The sequence below is a fragment of the Undibacterium sp. Xuan67W genome, from assembly GCF_049340165.1.
Classification (GTDB): Bacteria; Pseudomonadota; Gammaproteobacteria; order Burkholderiales; family Burkholderiaceae_D; genus Undibacterium.
Genome location: NZ_JBMPPN010000002.1, coordinates 280,140 through 300,304, shown reverse-complemented (window position 1 = coordinate 300,304; position 20,165 = coordinate 280,140). Strand labels below are relative to the sequence as shown.

Annotated in this window: 18 protein-coding genes; 10 read left to right on the top strand and 8 right to left on the bottom strand. The window is 49.0% G+C overall.

Annotated features, from left to right (window positions below):
• The first annotated feature begins 685 nt into the window (after positions 1 to 685).
• From ACO0LE_RS03095 to ACO0LE_RS03075, 5 genes are all read left to right on the top strand, one after another.
• Entirely contained in the window at positions 686 to 1,453 is a 768-nt protein-coding gene (locus tag ACO0LE_RS03095) for a prolipoprotein diacylglyceryl transferase family protein (protein ID WP_422958941.1), read from the top strand.
• The gene (locus ACO0LE_RS03090) at positions 1,434 to 2,273 is read left to right on the top strand and encodes a tetratricopeptide repeat protein (protein ID WP_422958940.1); all 840 of its coding nucleotides are present in this window, start codon (positions 1,434 to 1,436) and stop codon (positions 2,271 to 2,273) included. Before ACO0LE_RS03095 ends, ACO0LE_RS03090 begins: the two co-directional genes overlap by 20 nt.
• Complete coding sequence (locus tag ACO0LE_RS03085) at positions 2,270 to 3,727, top strand: radical SAM protein (RefSeq protein WP_422958939.1); 1,458 nt, start codon at positions 2,270 to 2,272, stop codon at positions 3,725 to 3,727. Before ACO0LE_RS03090 ends, ACO0LE_RS03085 begins: the two co-directional genes overlap by 4 nt.
• 488 nt (positions 3,728 to 4,215) lie before the next feature.
• On the top strand, positions 4,216 to 5,793 hold the full coding sequence (locus ACO0LE_RS03080) for a methyl-accepting chemotaxis protein (RefSeq protein ID WP_422958938.1): 1,578 nt from the start codon (positions 4,216 to 4,218) through the stop codon (positions 5,791 to 5,793).
• 15 nt (positions 5,794 to 5,808) lie between these two features.
• Positions 5,809 to 6,579 (top strand): substrate-binding periplasmic protein, encoded by a 771-nt coding sequence (locus tag ACO0LE_RS03075; protein ID WP_422958937.1) that lies wholly within the window; start codon positions 5,809 to 5,811, stop codon positions 6,577 to 6,579.
• Positions 6,580 to 6,644: 65 nt separating this feature from the next.
• On the opposite strand, the gene ACO0LE_RS03070 is transcribed toward ACO0LE_RS03075, so the two are convergent.
• The 3 genes from ACO0LE_RS03070 to ACO0LE_RS03060 all read right to left on the bottom strand — a co-directional run bounded on the left by ACO0LE_RS03070 (position 6,645) and on the right by ACO0LE_RS03060 (position 9,008).
• Positions 6,645 to 7,103 (bottom strand): hypothetical protein, encoded by a 459-nt coding sequence (locus tag ACO0LE_RS03070; RefSeq protein ID WP_422958936.1) that lies wholly within the window; start codon positions 7,101 to 7,103, stop codon positions 6,645 to 6,647.
• 163 nt (positions 7,104 to 7,266) lie between these two features.
• Entirely contained in the window at positions 7,267 to 7,755 is a 489-nt protein-coding gene (gene ssb, locus ACO0LE_RS03065) for a single-stranded DNA-binding protein (protein WP_422958935.1), read from the bottom strand.
• Between the two features lie 50 nt (positions 7,756 to 7,805).
• Positions 7,806 to 9,008: an MFS transporter gene (locus ACO0LE_RS03060; RefSeq protein WP_422958970.1), complete on the bottom strand. Its 1,203-nt coding sequence runs from the start codon at positions 9,006 to 9,008 to the stop codon at positions 7,806 to 7,808.
• A gap of 190 nt (positions 9,009 to 9,198) precedes the next feature.
• On the opposite strand from ACO0LE_RS03060, the gene uvrA reads away from it, so the two are divergent.
• The 3 genes from uvrA (at position 9,199) to ACO0LE_RS03045 (ending at position 14,238) form a co-directional block, all read left to right on the top strand.
• Entirely contained in the window at positions 9,199 to 12,150 is a 2,952-nt protein-coding gene (gene uvrA / locus ACO0LE_RS03055) for an excinuclease ABC subunit UvrA (RefSeq protein ID WP_422958934.1), read from the top strand.
• A gap of 350 nt (positions 12,151 to 12,500) precedes the next feature.
• Positions 12,501 to 13,076, top strand: a complete 576-nt coding sequence (gene pth / locus ACO0LE_RS03050; protein ID WP_422958969.1) for an aminoacyl-tRNA hydrolase — start codon at positions 12,501 to 12,503, stop codon at positions 13,074 to 13,076.
• Between the two features lie 64 nt (positions 13,077 to 13,140).
• On the top strand, positions 13,141 to 14,238 hold the full coding sequence (locus tag ACO0LE_RS03045) for a patatin-like phospholipase family protein (protein ID WP_422958933.1): 1,098 nt from the start codon (positions 13,141 to 13,143) through the stop codon (positions 14,236 to 14,238).
• A 13-nt stretch (positions 14,239 to 14,251) separates the two neighbouring features.
• Here the strand turns inward: ACO0LE_RS03045 and ACO0LE_RS03040 are convergent, their stop codons facing one another.
• Genes ACO0LE_RS03040 through ACO0LE_RS03025 form a run of 4 tightly spaced genes read right to left on the bottom strand, consistent with a single transcriptional unit; the run spans position 14,252 to position 16,149 of the window.
• Positions 14,252 to 14,461 (bottom strand): hypothetical protein, encoded by a 210-nt coding sequence (locus ACO0LE_RS03040; protein ID WP_422958932.1) that lies wholly within the window; start codon positions 14,459 to 14,461, stop codon positions 14,252 to 14,254.
• 4 nt (positions 14,462 to 14,465) lie between these two features.
• Positions 14,466 to 14,939 carry a hypothetical protein gene (locus ACO0LE_RS03035; protein ID WP_422958931.1) on the bottom strand — a complete coding sequence of 158 codons (474 nt, stop codon included), beginning with the start codon at positions 14,937 to 14,939 and terminating at the stop codon, positions 14,466 to 14,468.
• 42 nt (positions 14,940 to 14,981) lie between these two features.
• Positions 14,982 to 15,182: a hypothetical protein gene (locus ACO0LE_RS03030; protein ID WP_422958930.1), complete on the bottom strand. Its 201-nt coding sequence runs from the start codon at positions 15,180 to 15,182 to the stop codon at positions 14,982 to 14,984.
• A 43-nt stretch (positions 15,183 to 15,225) separates the two neighbouring features.
• Positions 15,226 to 16,149 carry an SPFH domain-containing protein gene (locus ACO0LE_RS03025; protein WP_422958929.1) on the bottom strand — a complete coding sequence of 308 codons (924 nt, stop codon included), beginning with the start codon at positions 16,147 to 16,149 and terminating at the stop codon, positions 15,226 to 15,228.
• Positions 16,150 to 16,648: 499 nt separating this feature from the next.
• On the opposite strand from ACO0LE_RS03025, the gene ACO0LE_RS03020 reads away from it, so the two are divergent.
• Both ACO0LE_RS03020 and ychF read left to right on the top strand, forming a co-directional pair.
• Positions 16,649 to 18,016, top strand: a complete 1,368-nt coding sequence (locus ACO0LE_RS03020) for an MATE family efflux transporter (RefSeq protein WP_422958928.1) — start codon at positions 16,649 to 16,651, stop codon at positions 18,014 to 18,016.
• A gap of 129 nt (positions 18,017 to 18,145) precedes the next feature.
• Positions 18,146 to 19,237 (top strand): redox-regulated ATPase YchF, encoded by a 1,092-nt coding sequence (gene ychF / locus ACO0LE_RS03015; RefSeq protein WP_422957364.1) that lies wholly within the window; start codon positions 18,146 to 18,148, stop codon positions 19,235 to 19,237.
• A gap of 197 nt (positions 19,238 to 19,434) precedes the next feature.
• Here the strand turns inward: ychF and ACO0LE_RS03010 are convergent, their stop codons facing one another.
• Complete coding sequence (locus ACO0LE_RS03010; RefSeq protein WP_422958927.1) at positions 19,435 to 20,085, bottom strand: cysteine hydrolase family protein; 651 nt, start codon at positions 20,083 to 20,085, stop codon at positions 19,435 to 19,437.
• Between the last annotated feature and the right edge of the window lie 80 nt (positions 20,086 to 20,165).

Genomic DNA, 20,165 nt, shown 5'->3' with positions numbered 1-20,165 from the left:
TGGGATTGAGTGGTACGGCAACTCCGTATTTCGCTGAGTGTTTTTTTAAAAAAACTCAGGCGCGAGCGGAGTGTAATGTAATTTGCTAGTACTCTTTTTAACAAATTGTTAAATTAACAGGAAAACGAGTACGAAATATCGTGCTGCGGCATCATCATTGTGTGAAAGTCGAATCGGAATCTTCCGGCTAGTGCTGAGATCTAACGACGCATCCCCCCAGATGGGCGACCACGCTGATTCAGCAAACACTAAAGAACGGGATATCTCCGCGAATTGATTTACCAACTGGATTCGTATTTGATGAATGAACGAATGTAATGAGTACGCTCTTCTGCCTTACCACACTCTAGCTATTTTGATACTATGCAAACATCACTGTTGCGATGAAATACTCCGTCGCACTAACGTTTGCCGCCTATAAGCGTGACTATGGATAAACTACTGAAAATTGTTGGCATCATTGTTTGCCTGATTCCGATGATAGGTTTTGGACTATGTGGAGTGTTTGGCGTCGGGATGGGCATGAAGGGTTTAGGTCAGTCTACTGCAACTGATATCCGCGTTAGTATCCTCATTATTCTCTTAGGCTTGGCTGGCATAGGGACCAGTGCTTGTTTCATTTGGCTTATCCGGAATCTCTGGAAAAGCACAAACCCACCAAATTAAATCATAGTCGCCTCACTGAATGACATTCATCCCGCTCTCCGTTAGCAATGCCCACCTTGTTCACCTCTTCTTCGAATGGGCAGCCATTGCTACTGGCATGCAGTTATATCGACAACAGCGGCAGCAATACGGCCTTGGAAGTATGCTGCAAACCGGTTCATATGCAGTGATGATCGGCTGCATAGCGGGTGCGGCTATGGGCAATAAACTGGTGTTCTGGCTGGAGTTTCCGCATTTATGGTCACAGTATTCCATCGACATGACTGCCTGGATGTCGGGACAATCCATTGTTGGTGGTTTGCTTGGCGGACTGATAGGAATTGAACTAACAAAGAAAATGTATGGCCTCACCCAATCAACGGGTGACCAGTTTGTCTTGCCGCTGGTCGCTGGCACCATTGTCGGGCGCATCGGCTGTTTTTTCGCCGGACTGCATGACGGTACTTACGGCAATCCGACCGGACTGCCATGGGGCATCGATTTTGGAGATGGAATCAGTCGCCATCCAACGCAGCTATATGACATGCTATTTGCCGCGTTATTCGGAGGGGCTCTGCTGATGTCCCGCAAGCGATGGGTAGGCAAACCCGGTTTGCTGTTTAAATTTTATCTGTCTGGCTATCTGGCGTGGCGCTTCGCCATTGATGCAATTAAGCCTGTTCCTTACGACTATGGCTTTGGACTCAGTGGCATTCAATGTATCTGCCTGCTTGCCCTCCTGATTTACCTTCCTTTGGTTATCAAACAATCTCAAGCATTGGAACATCATGCAATTCCCCAAACCTGAACATTCGCGCATCGCTCTGTTGTTGATCGCTCTTAGCCTGATCGGCGGTACTGGATGCATTACCTCGTCATTGATTGATAGCGCAAGACAAAAAGAGGCGCAGCAAAAATATGCGGACCAGCAGAGAAAAATCATCGACAGCTATAAAGCAGATGCAGCCAAAGGTGACCTCCTGGCAATCACCAGATTGGGACTGGAATATACAGGCGGCTCCAGTGTCACTCGTCAAGATATTCCGGCCGGGCTTGCCTTGCTTGAACAGGCTGCTGAGAAAAAATATGCTGTCGCCGAATACGCTCTGGGATCACTTTTATTAACCGGCAAGGATGGCTATCGCTGGAATACGCTGTTACCCGAACAATTGCCACGACAGCCGGACCGTGGCCTTAGCCTACTCAAGCAATCCGCGACGCATGCTTGCATCGTTTCCCTAGCCTCCGGCGGCAATGCAGGCGCAGTAACCGCTTATGAACTGAGCAAACTGTACCGCGAAGGACGTGGAATAGAAAAGGACCTAAATCAGGCTGATCTCTGGTTAGCCCGCAGCATTATTCACTGCCAGCACCCAAATGCCTACGTCATCAAAAGTATTTTTCCAATCCCAAAATCGGCACCTGCTCAGGCGCAAATCGATGTGATGTCCTGGATACTCATGATGCCAGCCGATAATGCTACGGCAAAAAAAGTAACAACAGACCTGCAGCCTTTGATGAGCGCAGACGATTGGCAAAAAGCACAGCGCCAGATGGCACGTCTGCGTCAGGTCGCCATCGATTCAGAACAACAAATTCCAGCGCCACCACAAGCAAACAAACCATGACACGCAAAACCCGGCCTTACCTGTTTTACGACACCACTCAATCGGTCTGCACTACCTGCCTGCGCACTGTGGAAGCGAAAATTATCTTCAAAGACGACCAGGTCTTTATGGATAAATGGTGCCATGTCCATGGCGCTGAACGCGTCCTGATATCCAATGATGTCGACTACTACAAGCTGTGCCGTGAGATCTATGTGAAGCCGCCTGAGATGCCGGCCAACTTCTCGACCAAGATGCACTACGGTTGTCCTTATGACTGCGGCTTGTGTCCGGATCATATGCAACACTCCTGTCTGACCGTACTAGAAATTACTGACAACTGCAATCTGAATTGCCCTGTCTGTTATGCCGAATCAGGAACACACCGTACCACCCATAAATCGCTAGATACCGTCATCGCGATGCTGGACGCAGTCGTAAAGAATGAAGGTGAACCTGACGTTGTACAATTCTCCGGTGGCGAGCCGACCTTGCATCCCGATTTTTTTACTATACTCGATGAAGCAAAAAAACGTCCGATCAAACATGTCATGGTCAACACTAATGGCGTACGTATCGCGCAGGATAAAGCATTTGTCGAACAACTCGCCACCTACGCGCCGGGAATAGAGATTTATTTGCAGTTTGACTCCTTCCGACCAGACGCTTTAAAAGTTTTACGCGGCGCTGATCTCACCCGTATCCGACGGGATGCCATAGATAATCTGAATGCAGCGAATATTTCTACGACACTAGTCGTCACCCTGAAAAAAGGTTTGAACGACAATGAAATCGGCGACATCATCAAGTACGCAGTCAAGCAACCATGCGTCCGCGGTGTAACCCTGCAACCAATACAAGATGCTGGTCGCGTAGATAATTACGACGCCAGACATAATCGGCTCACCGTATCCGAGATAAGGCAAAAGATAGCAGAACAATCGGGCCTATTTTCCAAAGAAGACGTATTACCTGTCCCATGCAACCCCGACACACTAGCGATGGCCTATGCCTTAAAGCTCGATAAGGAAACAATCCCCTTAACTCGCTATCTTGATACTGAAACCATATTAGCAGGTGAAAAAAGCACCATCGTCTTTGAACGGGATGAAAATTTAAAAATGCATCTGTTCAAATTATTTTCGACCAATCACTCGCCAGAGTCGTCTGCGAATTGTCTGTCCGAATTGATGTGCTGCCTACCAAAAATCGAGACCCCTGTCGCTCTCACCTACGAGAATGTGTTCCGGATACTGATCGTCCAATTTATGGATGCGCAGTCGCTCGACATTCGAGCATTGAAAAAGTCATGCGTCCACATGGTCCAAGAGGATGGGCGCATGATTCCTTTCGAGTCATTTAATATTTTTTATCGTGATGACAAAGCGAAACTGCTGGAACAAATTAGAGAGGAAATCGACCACTCTCTCATTGGCCGGAGACGAGTCACAATTCCCCTAGTAGCCTTGCCTTAACAAACTAAACTGTCTGTCTTTCTGCCTTAAATGGATAATGTACACCTCGCGCATTTTGGAGTTTGTGTCCACGCTTTTCTCCACAATAGACAGAAAACTCATGAAGCAACGAAAGAACGTCTCTTTCACCACAAAAGCCAACGATTTCTTGCCTATTCATAGAGATTCAACTAACTTTAGGTTGTATGAGGCTAGGCTAAAAAACTGCCATTTTATTCACTTGGTTCACCCTATATGAGAATAGGGTCAACATCTTGCATTATCCGGCCCCAAGAACGTTTTACGATCAAATTTACTGAGTTGGTAGAGATTCTGAACTTTTTTCTAAATCAGATTACTAAACGTTTTTATTTTCGACGCTTTAAAACTACAACAAAAAAATAGACAAATTTAGCAAAAAAATCCAAAAAAATTCAACGCAATCCAAGAAAAAACGGATTCGTTATTGGCATATAGTTCGCACTTTGATTACTTCCATGGAGTTGTAAATGACTATTCGCAATTTACCCATTGGTACCCGTCTCAGCGTTGGATTTGGATTAGTTTTAGTACTGGCCACTCTGTCATCCGGCATCGGTCTATGGCGTTTAAATGAAGTTGCGGCGAATACTCGAGAAATGATGCAAGAGCCCTTGAAAAAAGAGCGGCTTACCGAAGAATGGTATCGCATTACTGTTTCGGGCCTGAAACGTACGCTAGCGATTGTCAAAAGCACCGATCCCAGTCTCGCCGAATTTTTTGAAGCAGATATAAAAAGTTCTTCAGCCCGGAATAACGAGATCCAGAAATATATGGAGGACAATATCAGCTCATCAGCTGAAAAGGATCTGCTGCAAAAAATTATTGTGATCCGAAAACAATATATCACCACCCGCGATCTGATCAGCACCGCAAAAAAGGCAGAACAGGCGGATGAGGTAGCGAAACTGTTTGAACAATTTAAGCCGATGTCCGATGCATATCAAAAAAGTGAGCTTGATTATCTCGAATTCCAAAGAGAGTCAGTAGATAAACTCAGCAAAAATGTGGATGATATTGCCTCTAGTAGCAAAATATTGGTCGTTTCTCTGATTTTTGTTTTCGTTATTTTCGGTGTGATTTGCGCATGGTACTTAACGCTGGGCATCACCAGACCCCTGAACAATGCGGTCAATCTGGCAAAAAGCGTAGCGGACGGCGATCTGACCAGCAAAATAGAAATCCATTCGTCAGATGAAACTGGGCAACTGATGCAAGCACTTAAACACATGAATGACGGCTTATTGAAAATCGTCAATGAAGTGCGCACTGGCACCGACACCATCGTTAGCGCTTCTACCGATATTGCGAATGGAAATCTGGATCTGTCATCCCGTACCGAATTGCAAGCAAGCTCGCTGGAAGAAACCGCCTCATCCATGGAAGAACTTACCAGCACCATGAAACAAAATTCTGACAATGCACGGCAAGCCAATCAGCTGGCTCATGCGGCATCGGAAGTTGCGATTAAAGGCGGCGCGGTAGTAGAGCAAGTTGTCAACACCATGGGCTCCATCAATGAGTCATCAAAAAAGATCGTCGACATCATTGCCGTGATTGATGGTATCGCGTTTCAGACCAATATCCTTGCCTTAAACGCGGCAGTCGAAGCCGCCCGTGCTGGAGAACAGGGTCGCGGCTTTGCTGTTGTTGCATCCGAAGTGCGCAATCTGGCGCAACGATCAGCCAGCGCAGCAAAAGAAATCAAAGCCCTGATTGCCGACTCTGTTGGCAAGGTCGAAGAAGGTTCTCAGCTGGTGGATCAGGCGGGCGCCACGATGAATGAGATCGTCCAGCGTGTCAAACACGTTACCGACATCATGGGTGAAATCAACAATGCCAGCAACGAACAATCATCCGGTATCGACCAGATCAATCAGGCAGTCATACAAATGGATGATGTGACACAAAAAAATGCAGCACTGGTGGAAGAAGCCGCCGCCGCGGCAAAAAGTATGCAGGATCAGGCAAACAACCTGCTCAACGTCGTTAGCGTATTCAAACTAACGTCAACAGCCACCTACAGAGCGCCTTATCTGGCGAGATGAATCAAATCGGTTTTCATGAAATTATGGATTTTTTTATTACTGGCGACTCTCTCGTCCGGGAAGTCACATGCAATCGAGATGACGCTGTTTCGTGTTGCGGCACAAGAGTCTTCTGAACCAAAATTTATCGTTTCAACACACAATGGCAAATCCACGATCACGGGTTTTTGTGTCGATATTTTTCGTGCCATAGAAAAAATAGATCCCACTATTCAATTTAGTGGCGATCAGGCGTGGCAACCACGCGCACGTATTGACAACAACCTCAAATCGGGAGCACTCGATGTCATTTGCGGTGTACAACATATCGAGCGCTTTGAGACCATCTATGAGTTTATTGATACGCCGCTATTTACCGTCAATTATTTACTCGCAGCACGCACAGATGACAGCGTTGAGGTTAATAGCTGGGACGATATCCGCAAGCTAGGTAAAGACGGTATCATTCTCACCATGCATGGCTTTGGTATCGTTGACATTCTTGAGGATATAGGCGGACTGACAATCGACTCGGGCGGAACAACTCCCTTGTCTAACTTAAAAAAATTACTGGCTGGCCGCGGGCGTTTTTATTGCCATCGTTCACCCGGTATCAAAACTGATATTCTCAAAGCTGGCATGGGAAACAAGGTCAGACTTATTGACAAATTACAGTTCTCAGAAAAACTGTATATGGCGACGTCGAAGTATGTGCCAAACAGGGATCGCTTGAGAATTCGTACAGCGCTCAACGTACTGCAAGCGAACGGAGAATTAAAAAGGCTGATGGATAAATATCAGGAGTGAGGTTTCTTGCGATCGAGATGGTGATCTGAGGTAAAGGCCGCCTGACCCACTAAGTTCAAATGGGGCTAATTAAGCACACCATAAGTAGTTAATAATTTAGCCCATTCTTTTACTGACTCTTGTGCCAATTTAATTGCTTCCATACTGGAATCTTCCCAGCTAACCACAAAGTCATAATGCCAACTTCCTTCCCCGGGAAAGCCTGCTGTCGCACAGTCAATTGTTAGATCTTTGCTAGATGTTTTTGCATCTTTACGTGGTTTTTTTGTTAATTTTAAATGTTTACTTCTATTAGCGAGATCAGCACAAAGCTTCAATTCCAAATTTCTTTCAATGTAAGCCTCGACTGTTTTTGACGATATGAGATTAGTATCGTCGTGAATTATCCAATCTTTCAAGTGATAACAATTCTGGAAGAAAAACCAAACGTCGTCCTCGTATTCTTCCTCTTGCCGATTTTTATTATTTTCAATTCGAATTAACGCTCTTTGAACTCTTGCCCACTGCTTTAAGCTATCGCTCATATTTTCTCCTCAAAAAAAGTGAAAATTTGTTCAGGCTTGAACCTAACCTATAAAATTATCGAGAACTACAATTCAATTTAGTATTTTCAAATAGATACAAATAAAAACCCGACTAAATTCAATATTTAATCGGGTTCGGCAGGATTACAAACATCAACTTAATTCAAAACGGAATGTCATCATCCATATCCGAAAAATTCGGTGCAGGGCGTGATGCTGGTGCCTGACGTGGTGCAGATGATGGTGCTGGTGCGCTTTGACGTGGTGCAGACGGTGCGCCGCCGTATTCGTCCATCGGTGCGCCGCCGCCCATGCCTGGACGTCCGCCCAGCATTTGCATGGTGTCGGCTTTGATGTCGGTCGAATATTTTTCTACGCCGTCTTTGTCGGTGTATTTACGGGTGCGCAGGCTACCTTCTACGTAGACTTGGGAACCTTTTTTCAGGTACTGACCAGCGATCTCGGCGAGTTTGCCGAAGAAGGTGATACGGTGCCATTCAGTCTGTTCTTTTTTCTCGCCAGTGGCTTTGTCTTTCCAGTTTTCTGTTGTTGCAACAGTGATACTGGTCATGGCGTCGCCGCTAGGCATATAGCGCGTTTCTGGGTCGCGTCCAAGATTGCCGATGATCTGGACTTTATTAAGGGATGCCATGTGTTTCTCCTGTGATTCAGTAAATTTCTGTCATTTAAGTGTTTAATTCTTTAGGCTGGAAGCTGCTGCGAGGCTTTGGCGCGAGGTGGCAGTTCTGGCATATTGTTTGCGATTATAAGCCAGAGCAGGGTCAGAAAGGCACTTACAATAAATACGGAAGATGCGCCTGCATGCTGTTTTACCCAGCCACCAAGCAAGCCGCCGCAGGCCAGACCTAATGCCTGCAAGGTGTTATACACGCCCAGAGCAGCGCCTTTGGCGGCTGGCGGCGCGATTCTCGATACCAGGGACGGCTGGCTGGCTTCGAGAATATTAAAAGCCAGAAAAAACGCAAATAGTAAACCCATCAAGATCGCGGGATTCGTCAAAAATTGCCAGAATCCGATCTGCACCGCGAGCAGTAATGCAATTGCGGCGATAAATACCTGTTTCATCTTGCCTTGCTTCTCGCCCACAATAATCGCTGGCAGCATCGCAAAAAATGATCCGAGCACGGCAGGCAGATAGACTTTCCAATGCGATACCAGCGGCATGTCTGCATATTGAATCAGCGCCGACGGCACAACGACAAACATCGCCACTTGCGTCAGATGCAGGACGAAGACGCCGTAGTTCAGCCGCATCAATTCAGGATTTTTAAGCACTGCACTGAAGGCGACTTTTTCTTGTGCTGTCCCATGCGCGGTGGGTACAGCCGACGCAGCGGGGGTGATCCAGATGACGACGCCAATCGCAGCAACTGACAACAAAGCCGTCATGATGAAGATACCGTTCATGCCAATGCCTTGATACAGCGCGGGAGCAGCAACCAGAGATAGCGCAAAAGTGATGCCGATCGAGCCGCCGACCATTGCCATCGCCTTGGTACGGTGCTCTTCACGAGTAACGTCAGCGATCAGCGCCGTAATTGCCGCAGAGATGGCACCTGCACCTTGGACAGCGCGGCCTATGAGGATGCCCATGACAGTGTGTGAAAAAGCAGCGATCAATGCACCGCAGGCGAACAACGTCAGGCCAATGACGATAATGCGTTTGCGGCCAAATTTGTCCGATGCAATCCCGAAAGGAATTTGCAGGCACGCCTGAGTCAGGCCGTAGATACCCATCGCCAAGCCAACCAGGGTCGTGTTGTCACCATCAGGCAAGGATTTTGCATGGATCGCAAAGACTGGCAAGATCAGGAACAGGCCCAGCATGCGTAAAGCGAAGATAGATGCCAGAGAGCTGCTGGCCAGGATTTCCGCGCGACTCATGCCTTCTGGCAGAGGATTCGGGCTGGCTTGTGTTGCAAGAGTCATCATACAAACGAATCACAAAAACGGTGCAGAAACAAAGCGGATACGTCACCCGCGTTAAATTTCAAAAACCCGTTATAGTATCAGGTTGCTTGTTCCCGAATCAAAATCCCGGGACGCCACATCATCCTTTTGGAAAGCAGTTGATATGACACAAAATACGGCCAAAGTTCGCTCAAAATCGGCTAAAGCCAGCAAACCAGCAGAAATTGACTTTGACCATGCTGGTCTCGTTGCGCCTAAGAAAGAAGAAATCCGGATCCGTGGCGCCCGCACCCACAATTTAAAGAACATCAATCTCGATCTGCCCCGCAATAAGCTGGTGGTGATCACAGGTTTATCGGGTTCCGGCAAATCTTCACTGGCTTTCGATACGCTGTATGCGGAGGGGCAGCGCCGTTATGTAGAATCGCTGTCGGCATATGCGCGCCAGTTTTTGCAATTGATGGAAAAGCCAGATGTCGATCTGATTGAAGGTCTGTCTCCTGCGATTTCGATTGAACAAAAAGCGACGTCGCACAATCCGCGCTCGACCGTCGGTACGGTGACCGAGATTCATGATTATCTGCGTTTGCTGTACGCCCGCGTCGGCACACCGTATTGCCCTGATCATCCGGAAAATCCTTTAGCAGCGCAGTCGGTATCGCAAATGGTCGATACCGTCCTGGCCATGCCAGAAGATACCAAGCTGATGATACTTGCACCGGTCGTCGCCAACCGCAAGGGTGAGCACCTTGATCTGTTTGAGCAAATGCAGGCACAAGGCTTTGTGCGCTTCCGCGTGCAGAGTGGCACGCATGAAGCAAAGATCGTTGAGGTCGATGACCTGCCAAAATTAAAGAAGACCGAAAAACACACGATCGATGTCGTCATTGATCGCGTCAAAGTCAAGGCCGAGATCAAACAGCGTCTGGCAGAATCCTTTGAGACCTCATTACGTATTGCCAATGGCCGCGCTCTGATCGTGAATATGGACACCGGCCATGAACAATTATTTTCGAATAAATTTGCGTGTCCGACCTGCGGTTATTCTTTGCAAGAATTAGAGCCGCGCCTGTTCTCCTTCAATAATCCTATGGGTGCCTGCCCGGAATGTGACGGACTAGGTCATATCGAATTCTTTGATCCAAAACGCATCGTTGCCTTCCCGAATCTGTCGTTGGCAAGCGGCGCGGTCAAAGGCTGGGATCGACGCAATCAATTCTATTTCCAGATGTTGTCGAATCTCGCTGCGTTCTACGAGTTTGATATCGACACGCCGTTTGAACAATTGCCGGAATCTGCGCAGCAAGTGATTTTGTATGGATCGGGCAAACAGAATATTCCGTTCACCTATATAAATGAACGTGGGCGCACGGTGATCAAAGAACACACCTTTGAAGGTGTGATCCATAATCTGCAACGCCGTTATCGCGAAACTGATTCAATGGCGGTCAAAGAAGAACTCGCTAAATTCATCAATGAAAAGCAATGCCCAAGCTGTAACGGCGCACGCCTGCGCATTGAAGCACGCTATGTCAAAGTCGGTAACGGCGCGCAGGAAAAAGCTATTTATGAAATTAGCGCCCTGCCCTTACGCGCCACGCTGAGCTTCTTTGAGTCGCTGGTATTGACGGGAGCAAAGAAAGAAATCGCCGACCGCATCATCAAAGAAATCGGCTCACGCCTGACCTTCCTGAATAATGTCGGGCTCGATTATCTGTCGCTGGACCGCAGCGCCGACACGCTGTCTGGTGGTGAAGCGCAGCGTATTCGCCTCGCATCACAAATTGGCTCCGGCCTCACGGGTGTGATGTACGTACTCGATGAGCCATCAATCGGCTTGCATCAGCGCGACAATGACCGTCTGATCGACACCCTGAAGCATTTACGCGATATCGGTAATTCTGTGCTGGTGGTCGAGCATGATGAGGACGCGATCCGCTGTGCTGACTTTGTCGTCGACATGGGGATCGGTGCCGGGGTACATGGTGGCGAGGTAATTGCGCAAGGTACCTTGGAAGACATCATGAAGAGCGAGCGCTCATTGACCGCGCAATATCTGAGCGGTGCAATGGGAATTAAAGTACCGAAAAAACGTACTCAATTCAGTCCCGATAAACAATTCGTGATTGAAGGTGCGCGCGGTAATAATCTGAAAAACGTGACCCTGAAATTACCCGTCGGCCTGCTGACCTGCGTCACAGGCGTCTCCGGCTCAGGCAAATCTACGCTGGTCAATGACACACTCTACCCTGCTGCTGCCCGCCACTTGTATGGATCACAAACGGAGCCGGCCGCTTTCGACAGCATCAGCGGTCTGGAACATTTTGATAAAGTCATCTCAGTAGATCAGGCGCCCATCGGACGCACACCACGCTCAAACCCGGCGACCTATACCGGCCTGTTCACCCCGATACGCGACCTGTTCTCGACAGTACCGGTAGCCAAAGAACGTGGCTACAGTGCCGGACGTTTCTCATTCAACGTCAAAGGCGGTCGCTGTGAAGCCTGTCAGGGCGATGGCGTGATCAAGGTAGAAATGCACTTTTTACCAGACGTCTATGTTCCCTGCGATGTCTGCCACGGCAAGCGGTATAACCGCGAAACGCTGGAAGTCCAGTACAAGGGCAAGAACATCAATGAAGTGCTGAGCATGACGGTAGAAGACGCGTATGAATTCTTCAAACCTGTCCCGGTGATTGCCCGCAAACTGCACACCCTGCTGGACGTTGGTCTGGGCTATATCCGTTTGGGACAAAGCGCCACTACGCTCTCTGGCGGTGAAGCGCAGCGCGTCAAGTTGTCACTAGAATTATCAAAGCGCGATACCGGCCGGACCTTGTACATCCTCGACGAACCGACGACCGGTCTGCATTTCCATGACATCGACTTACTACTCAAGGTAATTCACCGTCTGCGCGATCAGGGCAATACCGTCGTCATCATTGAGCACAATCTCGACGTAATTAAAACGGCAGACTGGATCGTTGATCTGGGACCGGAAGGCGGTGCAGGTGGCGGCGTGATCATCGCCAGCGGCACGCCGGAACAAGTTGCCGTGAATGCGGACAGTGTGACAGGCAAGTATTTATTGCCACTGCTAAAGAAGACTAAATAAATTGATCAGATAGTCGTTTCAGATCAATTGAAGATGGGTTTCAGAGTCGGTAACGTAAGTCCGAGATGTCATCAAAAAAACAGGCAAGTTGCTTTTGGGTGTGAGAGATAACAGGAATTTTGAGATGATTTTAGACACTATCCAGAAATGAACCCGCAATCCAGATGCGGCTTCCAGAGGCATTTCGTGCCGGAAGGCGCATAGATATTGCGGATTCACTTTTTAATTCTTGTTTTCCGACCAGTAGCGGGTGCTTGTTTATAATGAGCGCCCGTTCTGCCAACAAAGACATTTTACTTAGCAACACCAGAACATCACTACAAAAACCTACCCGTGCAATAACAATACCGATGACAATACGATTGATAGTCGGGTTGGGAAATCCCGGCCCCGAATATGAGCAAACCCGCCACAACGCTGGCTTCTGGCTGGTTGATCAACTCGCGACAAATGGTTTGCAACGCGATAAAAATTTTAACGCTCTGGTAGCCAAAACACGGATAGCCGGTGAAGATGTCTGGTTGCTGGAGCCACAGACGTTTATGAATCGCTCTGGTCAGTCGGTCGGTGCGATTTGCCGCTTTTATAAAATCACACCCGATCAGATCTTGGTTGCCCACGATGAACTCGATATCTTACCGGGCATCGCCAAACTAAAACTCGGCGGCTCTTCCGGTGGTCACAACGGCTTAAAAGATATTACAGCGGCGCTTGGCACGCAGGATTACTGGCGCTTGCGTATCGGCATCGGTCATCCGCGTAGTCTGAATTTGCAACAAGGCGTGGCTGACTTCGTGCTACATCGCCCGCGTAAAGAAGAACAGCCGCTGATCGATGAATCGATTGCCCGAAGTCTGGAAGTTATCCCGATGCTGGTGGAAGGAAAATTTTCTGCGGCGACGATGCAATTGCACACGGCAAAATAAGCATCAAGTTAGCCGTCTTCATTGCATCCCATCACACCATCACACTCAACAAAACCACGACACAATGAGTTCAGCCATTCAAATTCATGCCGGTAAAACCGCTCTGGAACATCTCCGTACCAACGGATTACATGCCAGCGATATTGCCGTCATTCCGGCAGCGGCAGGTGGGCCCAAAGGTTTGATTTTGCAAGCGCTGGACCAATGGCTGTTTGGCGAATGGCTACCGTCTGCACCGCGTGAACGCAGTCTGATCGGCGCATCGATCGGTGCCTGGCGCATGGCTGCCGCCAGTCATGCCGATCCGGTTGCAGCGTTTCAGCGTCTAGGCGATTTATATTGTGAACAGCGTTATCCTGAAAAGCCATCTGCACGCTACGTGACGGACGAGATTCAACGGCTTTTACAGGCATTTATCGGTGGTCATGAAGATGAGATCGTGTATCAGCCCTTGCACCGTTTGCACCTGCTGGCCGTGCGTGGACGAGGACTACTGGCTGCACCGCAAAGCAGTGCCAAAGCCAAAGCAGGGTTCGTCGCGGCGACGTTTTCGAATCTCGCCTCACGTGCCAAACTGGCGAAACATATGGACAGAGTCGTCATCGGCGACATGCGCGATCCGCTGTTTTGGCTAAAGGCGAAATTCGATCATTTCGATACCCATTTTTCTTCACTAACGCCGGATAATCTGGAGCCAGCTTTACTGGCATCGGGGACCCTGCCCTTGATCATGGAACCGGTACGCCATATTCCGCACGCACCAACCGGTACCTATTGGGACGGCGGAATTATTGATTACCATCTGGCGCTGCCTTATTCACGGCTGACTGGCGGTAAAGAAGGCGGGCTAGTCTTGTATCCGCACTTTACTGATCACATCGTACCTGGCTGGCTGGATAAGCCTTTGCCCTGGCGTCGCGGCAGTCTGGGTAAAGACCGTCATTGGCTGGATAACGTGATCATGATCTCGCCATCACCCGCCTTCCTGCGAACTCTGTCGCGTGGCAAATTACCTGACCGTAAAGATTTTTTCTACTACGGTACCGACCATGATTTCCGGATTCAAAACTGGAAGCTAGCCATCGCAGAAAGTGGCCGCATGCGCGATGCATTTGCGGCTTTTGTCGAACAGCCCGACCTGAGTCAGGTATTGCCGCTGTAAGTGGATCGCATCATTACGCGCCAGTCTCACCCTCATCCGAGACTGACGTAACTGGAGGCGTAACGCCTGTCTGTACACGACCACGCCTACTCAACGCATCTCTCAATAGATATTCGACTTGCGCATTACTACTCCGTAGCTCCTGTGCGGCTAGGCGTTCAATCTCTGCCCACAACGCTGGATCGATGCGCAGTAAAAACGATTTTTTCCCTGGACTGGCCATGTCGTTAATGGCTTGAATGGCTTGTTGGAACGATGAGCTGATGCAATTGCGCGAACAGGCGGTCTGGCTCGGCTGAACCAAGACGGATGGTGCTGCCGTCTGCCTTGGTAATCCTTACAGCTCCGCTGCCCGTAGCGTTGTATAGCATACCTTCTTTGGTGAAGCGTATTCCCCAGCCCTCGACCCAGCGGGTCTCGCATAATTCCACGTGACGGATCTCATTGAGAGGCAGTTTCCATGCGGGCCAGCCGAATACACCAAAATGCCAGCGCAGATACGTGCTATCGACTTTAATGGTGAGGCGCCCTATCACGCCAAGTACGAGGAAATTTATTCCGGCCATCGTCAGTAAAGCACGTAGGCGTGCGGCAGTATCGAGGCCGTTGGTTTCTATCGTCATCACGATCAGCGTGATCAGCGGCAAGGTGATCCACAATACTTTCATCCACTGACTTTGCTGGTATTTAATTTGATTCACACTTATTTCCTTTATTCTTAATGCTTTTTTTAAGCGCCGTTTTTATACGGATGACTCGCTAATTCTTTTTGTATTGTCAGTTTTAGGCGCTGGTACGAAGGGACCTTGCATCCGAAATTTGATAAAGCGTTCCACCTTCTCCTGACCAAAAATCTTCATCAACCAGGCTATCCCGAAGAAGCATATCGTCAGTGCCAATACCGTGACAATCATGACACCGATAATCAGTAAAAGTGGATGCATACCAGCTCCGTTCAAAAAGTAAAGTGACTGAAAACAATCAGCCTCAATTGTAAAGCGTACCGGTGTTGATAATCGGCTGCGTCTCTTTATCCGAGCATAAGACGACGAGCAGATTGCTGACCATGGCGGCTTTTCGCTCGTCATCGAGATTGACGATCTGACGCTCGGATAAGCCTTTTAAGGCTTCTTCTACCATCGAGACCGCGCCGTGGACGATTTTTTTGCGGGCACTGATGATCGCTTCCGCCTGCTGCCTACGCAACATCACTTGCGCGATTTCCGGCGCATAGGCCAAGTGCGTGAGTTTGGCGTCTTCAACATCGATACCGGCGAACTCAAAACGTTTGTGCAGTTCGACGCTGAGTGCCTTGGTGACCTCATCAAGACCGGCACGTAAAGTCGTTTCATGCGTTGGTACGTCGTCGCCTTCGTCATAGGCATATTGCGACGCCAGATGGCGAATAGCAGTTTCTGCCTGCACATTCACAAAGCGCTCAAAATCGTCGATGTTAAATAAAGCCAGAGCGGTGTCCTGGACTCGCCATACGATAGCAGCGCCGATCTCGACCGGATTACCGCGTTTGTCATTCACTTTTAAGGTGGGCGAATTCAAGGTACGGGCGCGCAGGCTGACTTTACGCACCGCATAAAAAGGATTCGCCCAGCGTAAACCCGGATTACGGTCGGTACCGATATATTGGCCAAACAAGGAAAGTAAGGCAGCCTCATTGGGTTGCAACATGTACAGACCGGACAACAAAAAAGCACCCAGCACACTGGTCAGCAATTTAATCAGCAAAGCCGGCAAATCGAGGTTCGCAGCGCCAGACCATGCCCAGTAAGCACCGCCAACGATCAACAAGAGACCAATCGCCACCATTAAGTATCCATCAGGGGACGAGTGGATACGTTCGTGCATCAAGACTTTTTTTCCAGCGGCAACCGCTGGTTTGTTAGATTTGTCCATATATTCTCCGTTTGAATGACATCAAAGTGATATCACTTTAGTAGCAGTCAAATTGAAAGTCAAGGAAGATCTCCATCAGGTTTCCGCAAAAGCATATTTAAAAATGAATCCGCAAGCTGGGTGCGTCTCTTGGCATGAAACAGGGCTGCAACCCGCAACCCGTATGCGGATTTGCTTTTGGGAGCTGCTAAAAATCCTTTAGTCGATAGTTGATGGAACTGCCTAGCCTCTGTCTTTTCTCTGTGGTCCTGTGATGAGAAATCTTGTTTTTGAATAGGTTCTATCGATGTGATTTTTTTAATGTGGGGGTTGTTAGAAATCCCTTTTGGGCGCTTCGACCACCTCCGCTATCTGGCCCTGCTGAAGCTGGATGCGAATCCAGATAAGGTAAGATACCGCTTTCTTTGCAGAACGATTTCTGCCGCGCTAATGCAAAAAAACTATTTGATCGCATTAGAGCCTCACCCGCTCCACTCATTTCACCCGTCTTACTCGCATCATGAAAACAAAAATCCTCACTGAATCCCGGGCTTTATGGCAGCTAGCATGGCCCGTACTGATCGGACAGCTCGCCACCGTTGGTATGGGCGTATCGGATGTGGCGATGACGGGTCACGCGAGTGCCAACGATCTGGCCGCAGTCGCTCTGGGGGCATCACTCTGGTCAATTGTTCTGGTGACGGTGATGGGTGTGATGATGGCGATTAATGCGATTGTGGCGCATGAAGTCGGCGCCAGTGCCGATCACAAGATTCCGCATATCGTCCGCCAGTCTTTATGGATGGGGTTGGGAGTTGGTGTCCTGGCATGCGTGCTGCTAAACTTGTCCACGCTGGTGTTTGATCACCTGTATCTGGAGGATAGCGTACGCGATAAAGCCGCTGAATTCGTCCATGTGATTAGCATCGGTTTGCCCGCTTTTGCCTGCTATCGCGCTTTGTATGGCTATACCGCCAGCCTAAACCAGACCAAACCAGTGATGCTGATTGCATTGGGTGGGCTGGTGTTCAATATCGGCATCAACTGGTTATTAATTTATGGTCACTGGGGACTGCCGCAACTGGGTGCGACGGGCTGCGCTGTAGCGACTGGCGTGGGTTTGTGGCTGATGTTAGGGGCGATGGTTTTCTGGATTAGCAAAGCGCCCGCTTACCGCAGCACTTATCCATTTACGCACAGAGAAGCGCCAAACTGGCATGAAATTCGCAGTATGCTGCGCATGGGACTACCTATCGGCGTCACGTATTTTGCCGAAGTCAGCGCATTTGGCGTGATTGGTCTGCTGGTTGCCCGCTTTGGGGTGACTGCGGTATCGGCGCACCAGATCGCATTGAATTTTTCATCGCTGGTATTTATGGTACCGCTTAGTTTCGGGATCGCCTCGATCACCCGGGTCGGTCAGGCACTGGGTGAAAACGATCCACACAGAGCCCGCTTTTCGTCGTGGGTCGGTGTCGGCATGTCATTGGGCTTTGCGCTGATTTCTGCATTAATGATTACGTTATTCCGTCATGAAATTGCGGCGGCCTATACCAGTGATGTAGCGGTGCAGCAGGTAACCATTAACTTACTCTTGCTCGCCGCCCTGTTCCAATTGTCAGACGGCGCACAGGTCGCCGCATCGTCGGCAATCCGCGGCTACAAAGTGACACGCACACCGATGCTGATTCATCTGGCGGCATTCTGGGGTGTCTGCATTCCTCTTGGCTGTGTGCTTGGGCTGGCACCGGCATGGTTACCATGGCGACCGGCGCAACCAATGGCGGCGACTGGCTTTTGGATTTCACTGGTCGTTGGCCTGACGATCGCTGCCGTCGCACTCGTGATTTACCTGCATCGGGTATCACACCGGCGTCTGAGTGCCTGATTGACTGGCACAACCGGGATTCAAAACAGGTAAAACCCGCCCAAACTCAGCAAAACTGACTTGCACAATCGATGTTCAAGTAAAATAGTGGGTTAATCTAATCACGTTTCACCTACTCGGCAAACTATCATGAGTCTCAAATGCGGCATCGTCGGCCTGCCTAACGTCGGCAAATCCACTCTGTTTAATGCACTGACTAAAGCAGGCATCCCAGCAGAAAATTATCCTTTCTGCACGATTGAGCCTAACGTCGGTATGGTAGAAGTACCCGATCCGCGCCTGGCGCAATTGTCCGCCATCGTCAAACCAGAACGCATCCAAAACGCAATCGTCGAATTTGTCGATATCGCTGGCCTAGTTGCCGGCGCATCCAAGGGCGAAGGCTTGGGCAATCAGTTCCTCGCCCACATCCGCGAAACCGATGCGATCGTCAACGTTGTCCGCTGCTTCGAAGATGACAATGTGATCCACGTCGCAGGCAAAGTCAGCCCGCTGGATGATATCGAAGTCATTCAGACGGAACTGGCATTAGCCGATATGGGTTCAGTAGAAAAAGCAATTCACCGCGAAAACAAAAAAGCCCGCTCAGGCGACAAAGACGCCGCCAAACTGGTCGCCATCTTAGAGCGCATCATGCCAGGTCTGAATGATGCCAAGCCGGTGCGCGCATTAGGTCTGGACGCAGAAGAAATGTTGTTGATCAAACCGCTATGCCTGATCACTGCTAAGCCAGCGATGTACGTCGCGAACGTCTCCGATACCGGCTTTAAAGATAATCCTTTATTAGATCAACTGACTGCCTACGCCAAATCACAGAACGCACCTATCGTCGCTATTTGTGCCGCGATTGAAGCAGAAATTGCCGATCTGGACGACGCCGATAAAACCGATTTCTTAAACGATATGGGCATGGAAGAACCCGGCCTGGATCGTCTGATCCGCGCCGCATTCAAACTACTTGGCCTACAAACTTATTTCACCGCCGGTGTCAAAGAAGTACGCGCCTGGACCATTCATGTCGGTGATACCGCACCACAGGCAGCAGGCGTAATCCATACCGATTTCGAGCGTGGCTTCATCCGCGCACAAACCATTGCATTTGATGATTACATCGCCTGCAAAGGCGAAGCAGGCGCCAAAGAAGCGGGCAAAATGCGCGCCGAAGGTAAAGAATATGTGGTCAAGGATGGTGATGTTCTGAACTTCTTGTTTAACGTCTAAGTACTGATTTAATTATTTTCGCCATCAGTGGTGAAAGTTCTTAAAAAAGCGTAGCCTGCATCAGCAAGCTACGCTTTTTTTATTCGCTCTATCGAATGCTTATTTGAATATTGATGTGATTGCCATATCAGCGTTACAAGAGAGTTTTACTAGAGCTGCGTTTGTACTTTGTTAGTGTTTGATAAGTCCTATTTCGATTAGGCCGATTGATGCGCACGTCCGGCCATGTGCGACACCAATACGTTACTCTTCTCCAACACACCGCCTGCATTAATTACCTTAATCCATTCTGCTGTGCTGTTCACTGCGCCAAAATTGGACTGGAATACGACATTGAAAGCGCGATGGATTTCTTCTGCGCTGGCGTATCCTGCGCTGTTTTCGTAGGGTAAAGCGCCAGTTGCGTCGGATAAAATTTCGACTTGATAAGCATCGTGTGCTGCTTGATAAATGGTGCTGGCATTGCAGTTGTGCGTCATGTAGCCAACGATCGTCAGGGTATCAATTTTATTTTTTTCCAACCATTGTTTGGCATCCGTACCGACAAAAATACTAGCCATCGACTTTTCGATCAAATGATCATAAGGCCGACTTTTGACCGTTGTATGTAGCTCCCAACTGGCAGTGCCACGCGCAAAGATCGGGGAGTTTTCGGGTGCAGAATGCTGTACTACCAAAATGGGAATGCCAGCGGCCTTGGCTGCGTCCATCGCAAGACCAATCTGATGCAGGGACATTTGCGGATCTGGGTATTCGATCAACATGTTGCCGGTAAAGTATTCGTTCTGCACATCGATCACTATCAATGCGCGCTTCGGTGTGGTCGGAATGGATATGGGCGTAGTCATGATGAAGCTCTCCAGATAGAGTAATGTGGCAAACAGCGATTCCGTTTGTGCTGTTATTTTCAGATATCTCGTCCAGATTA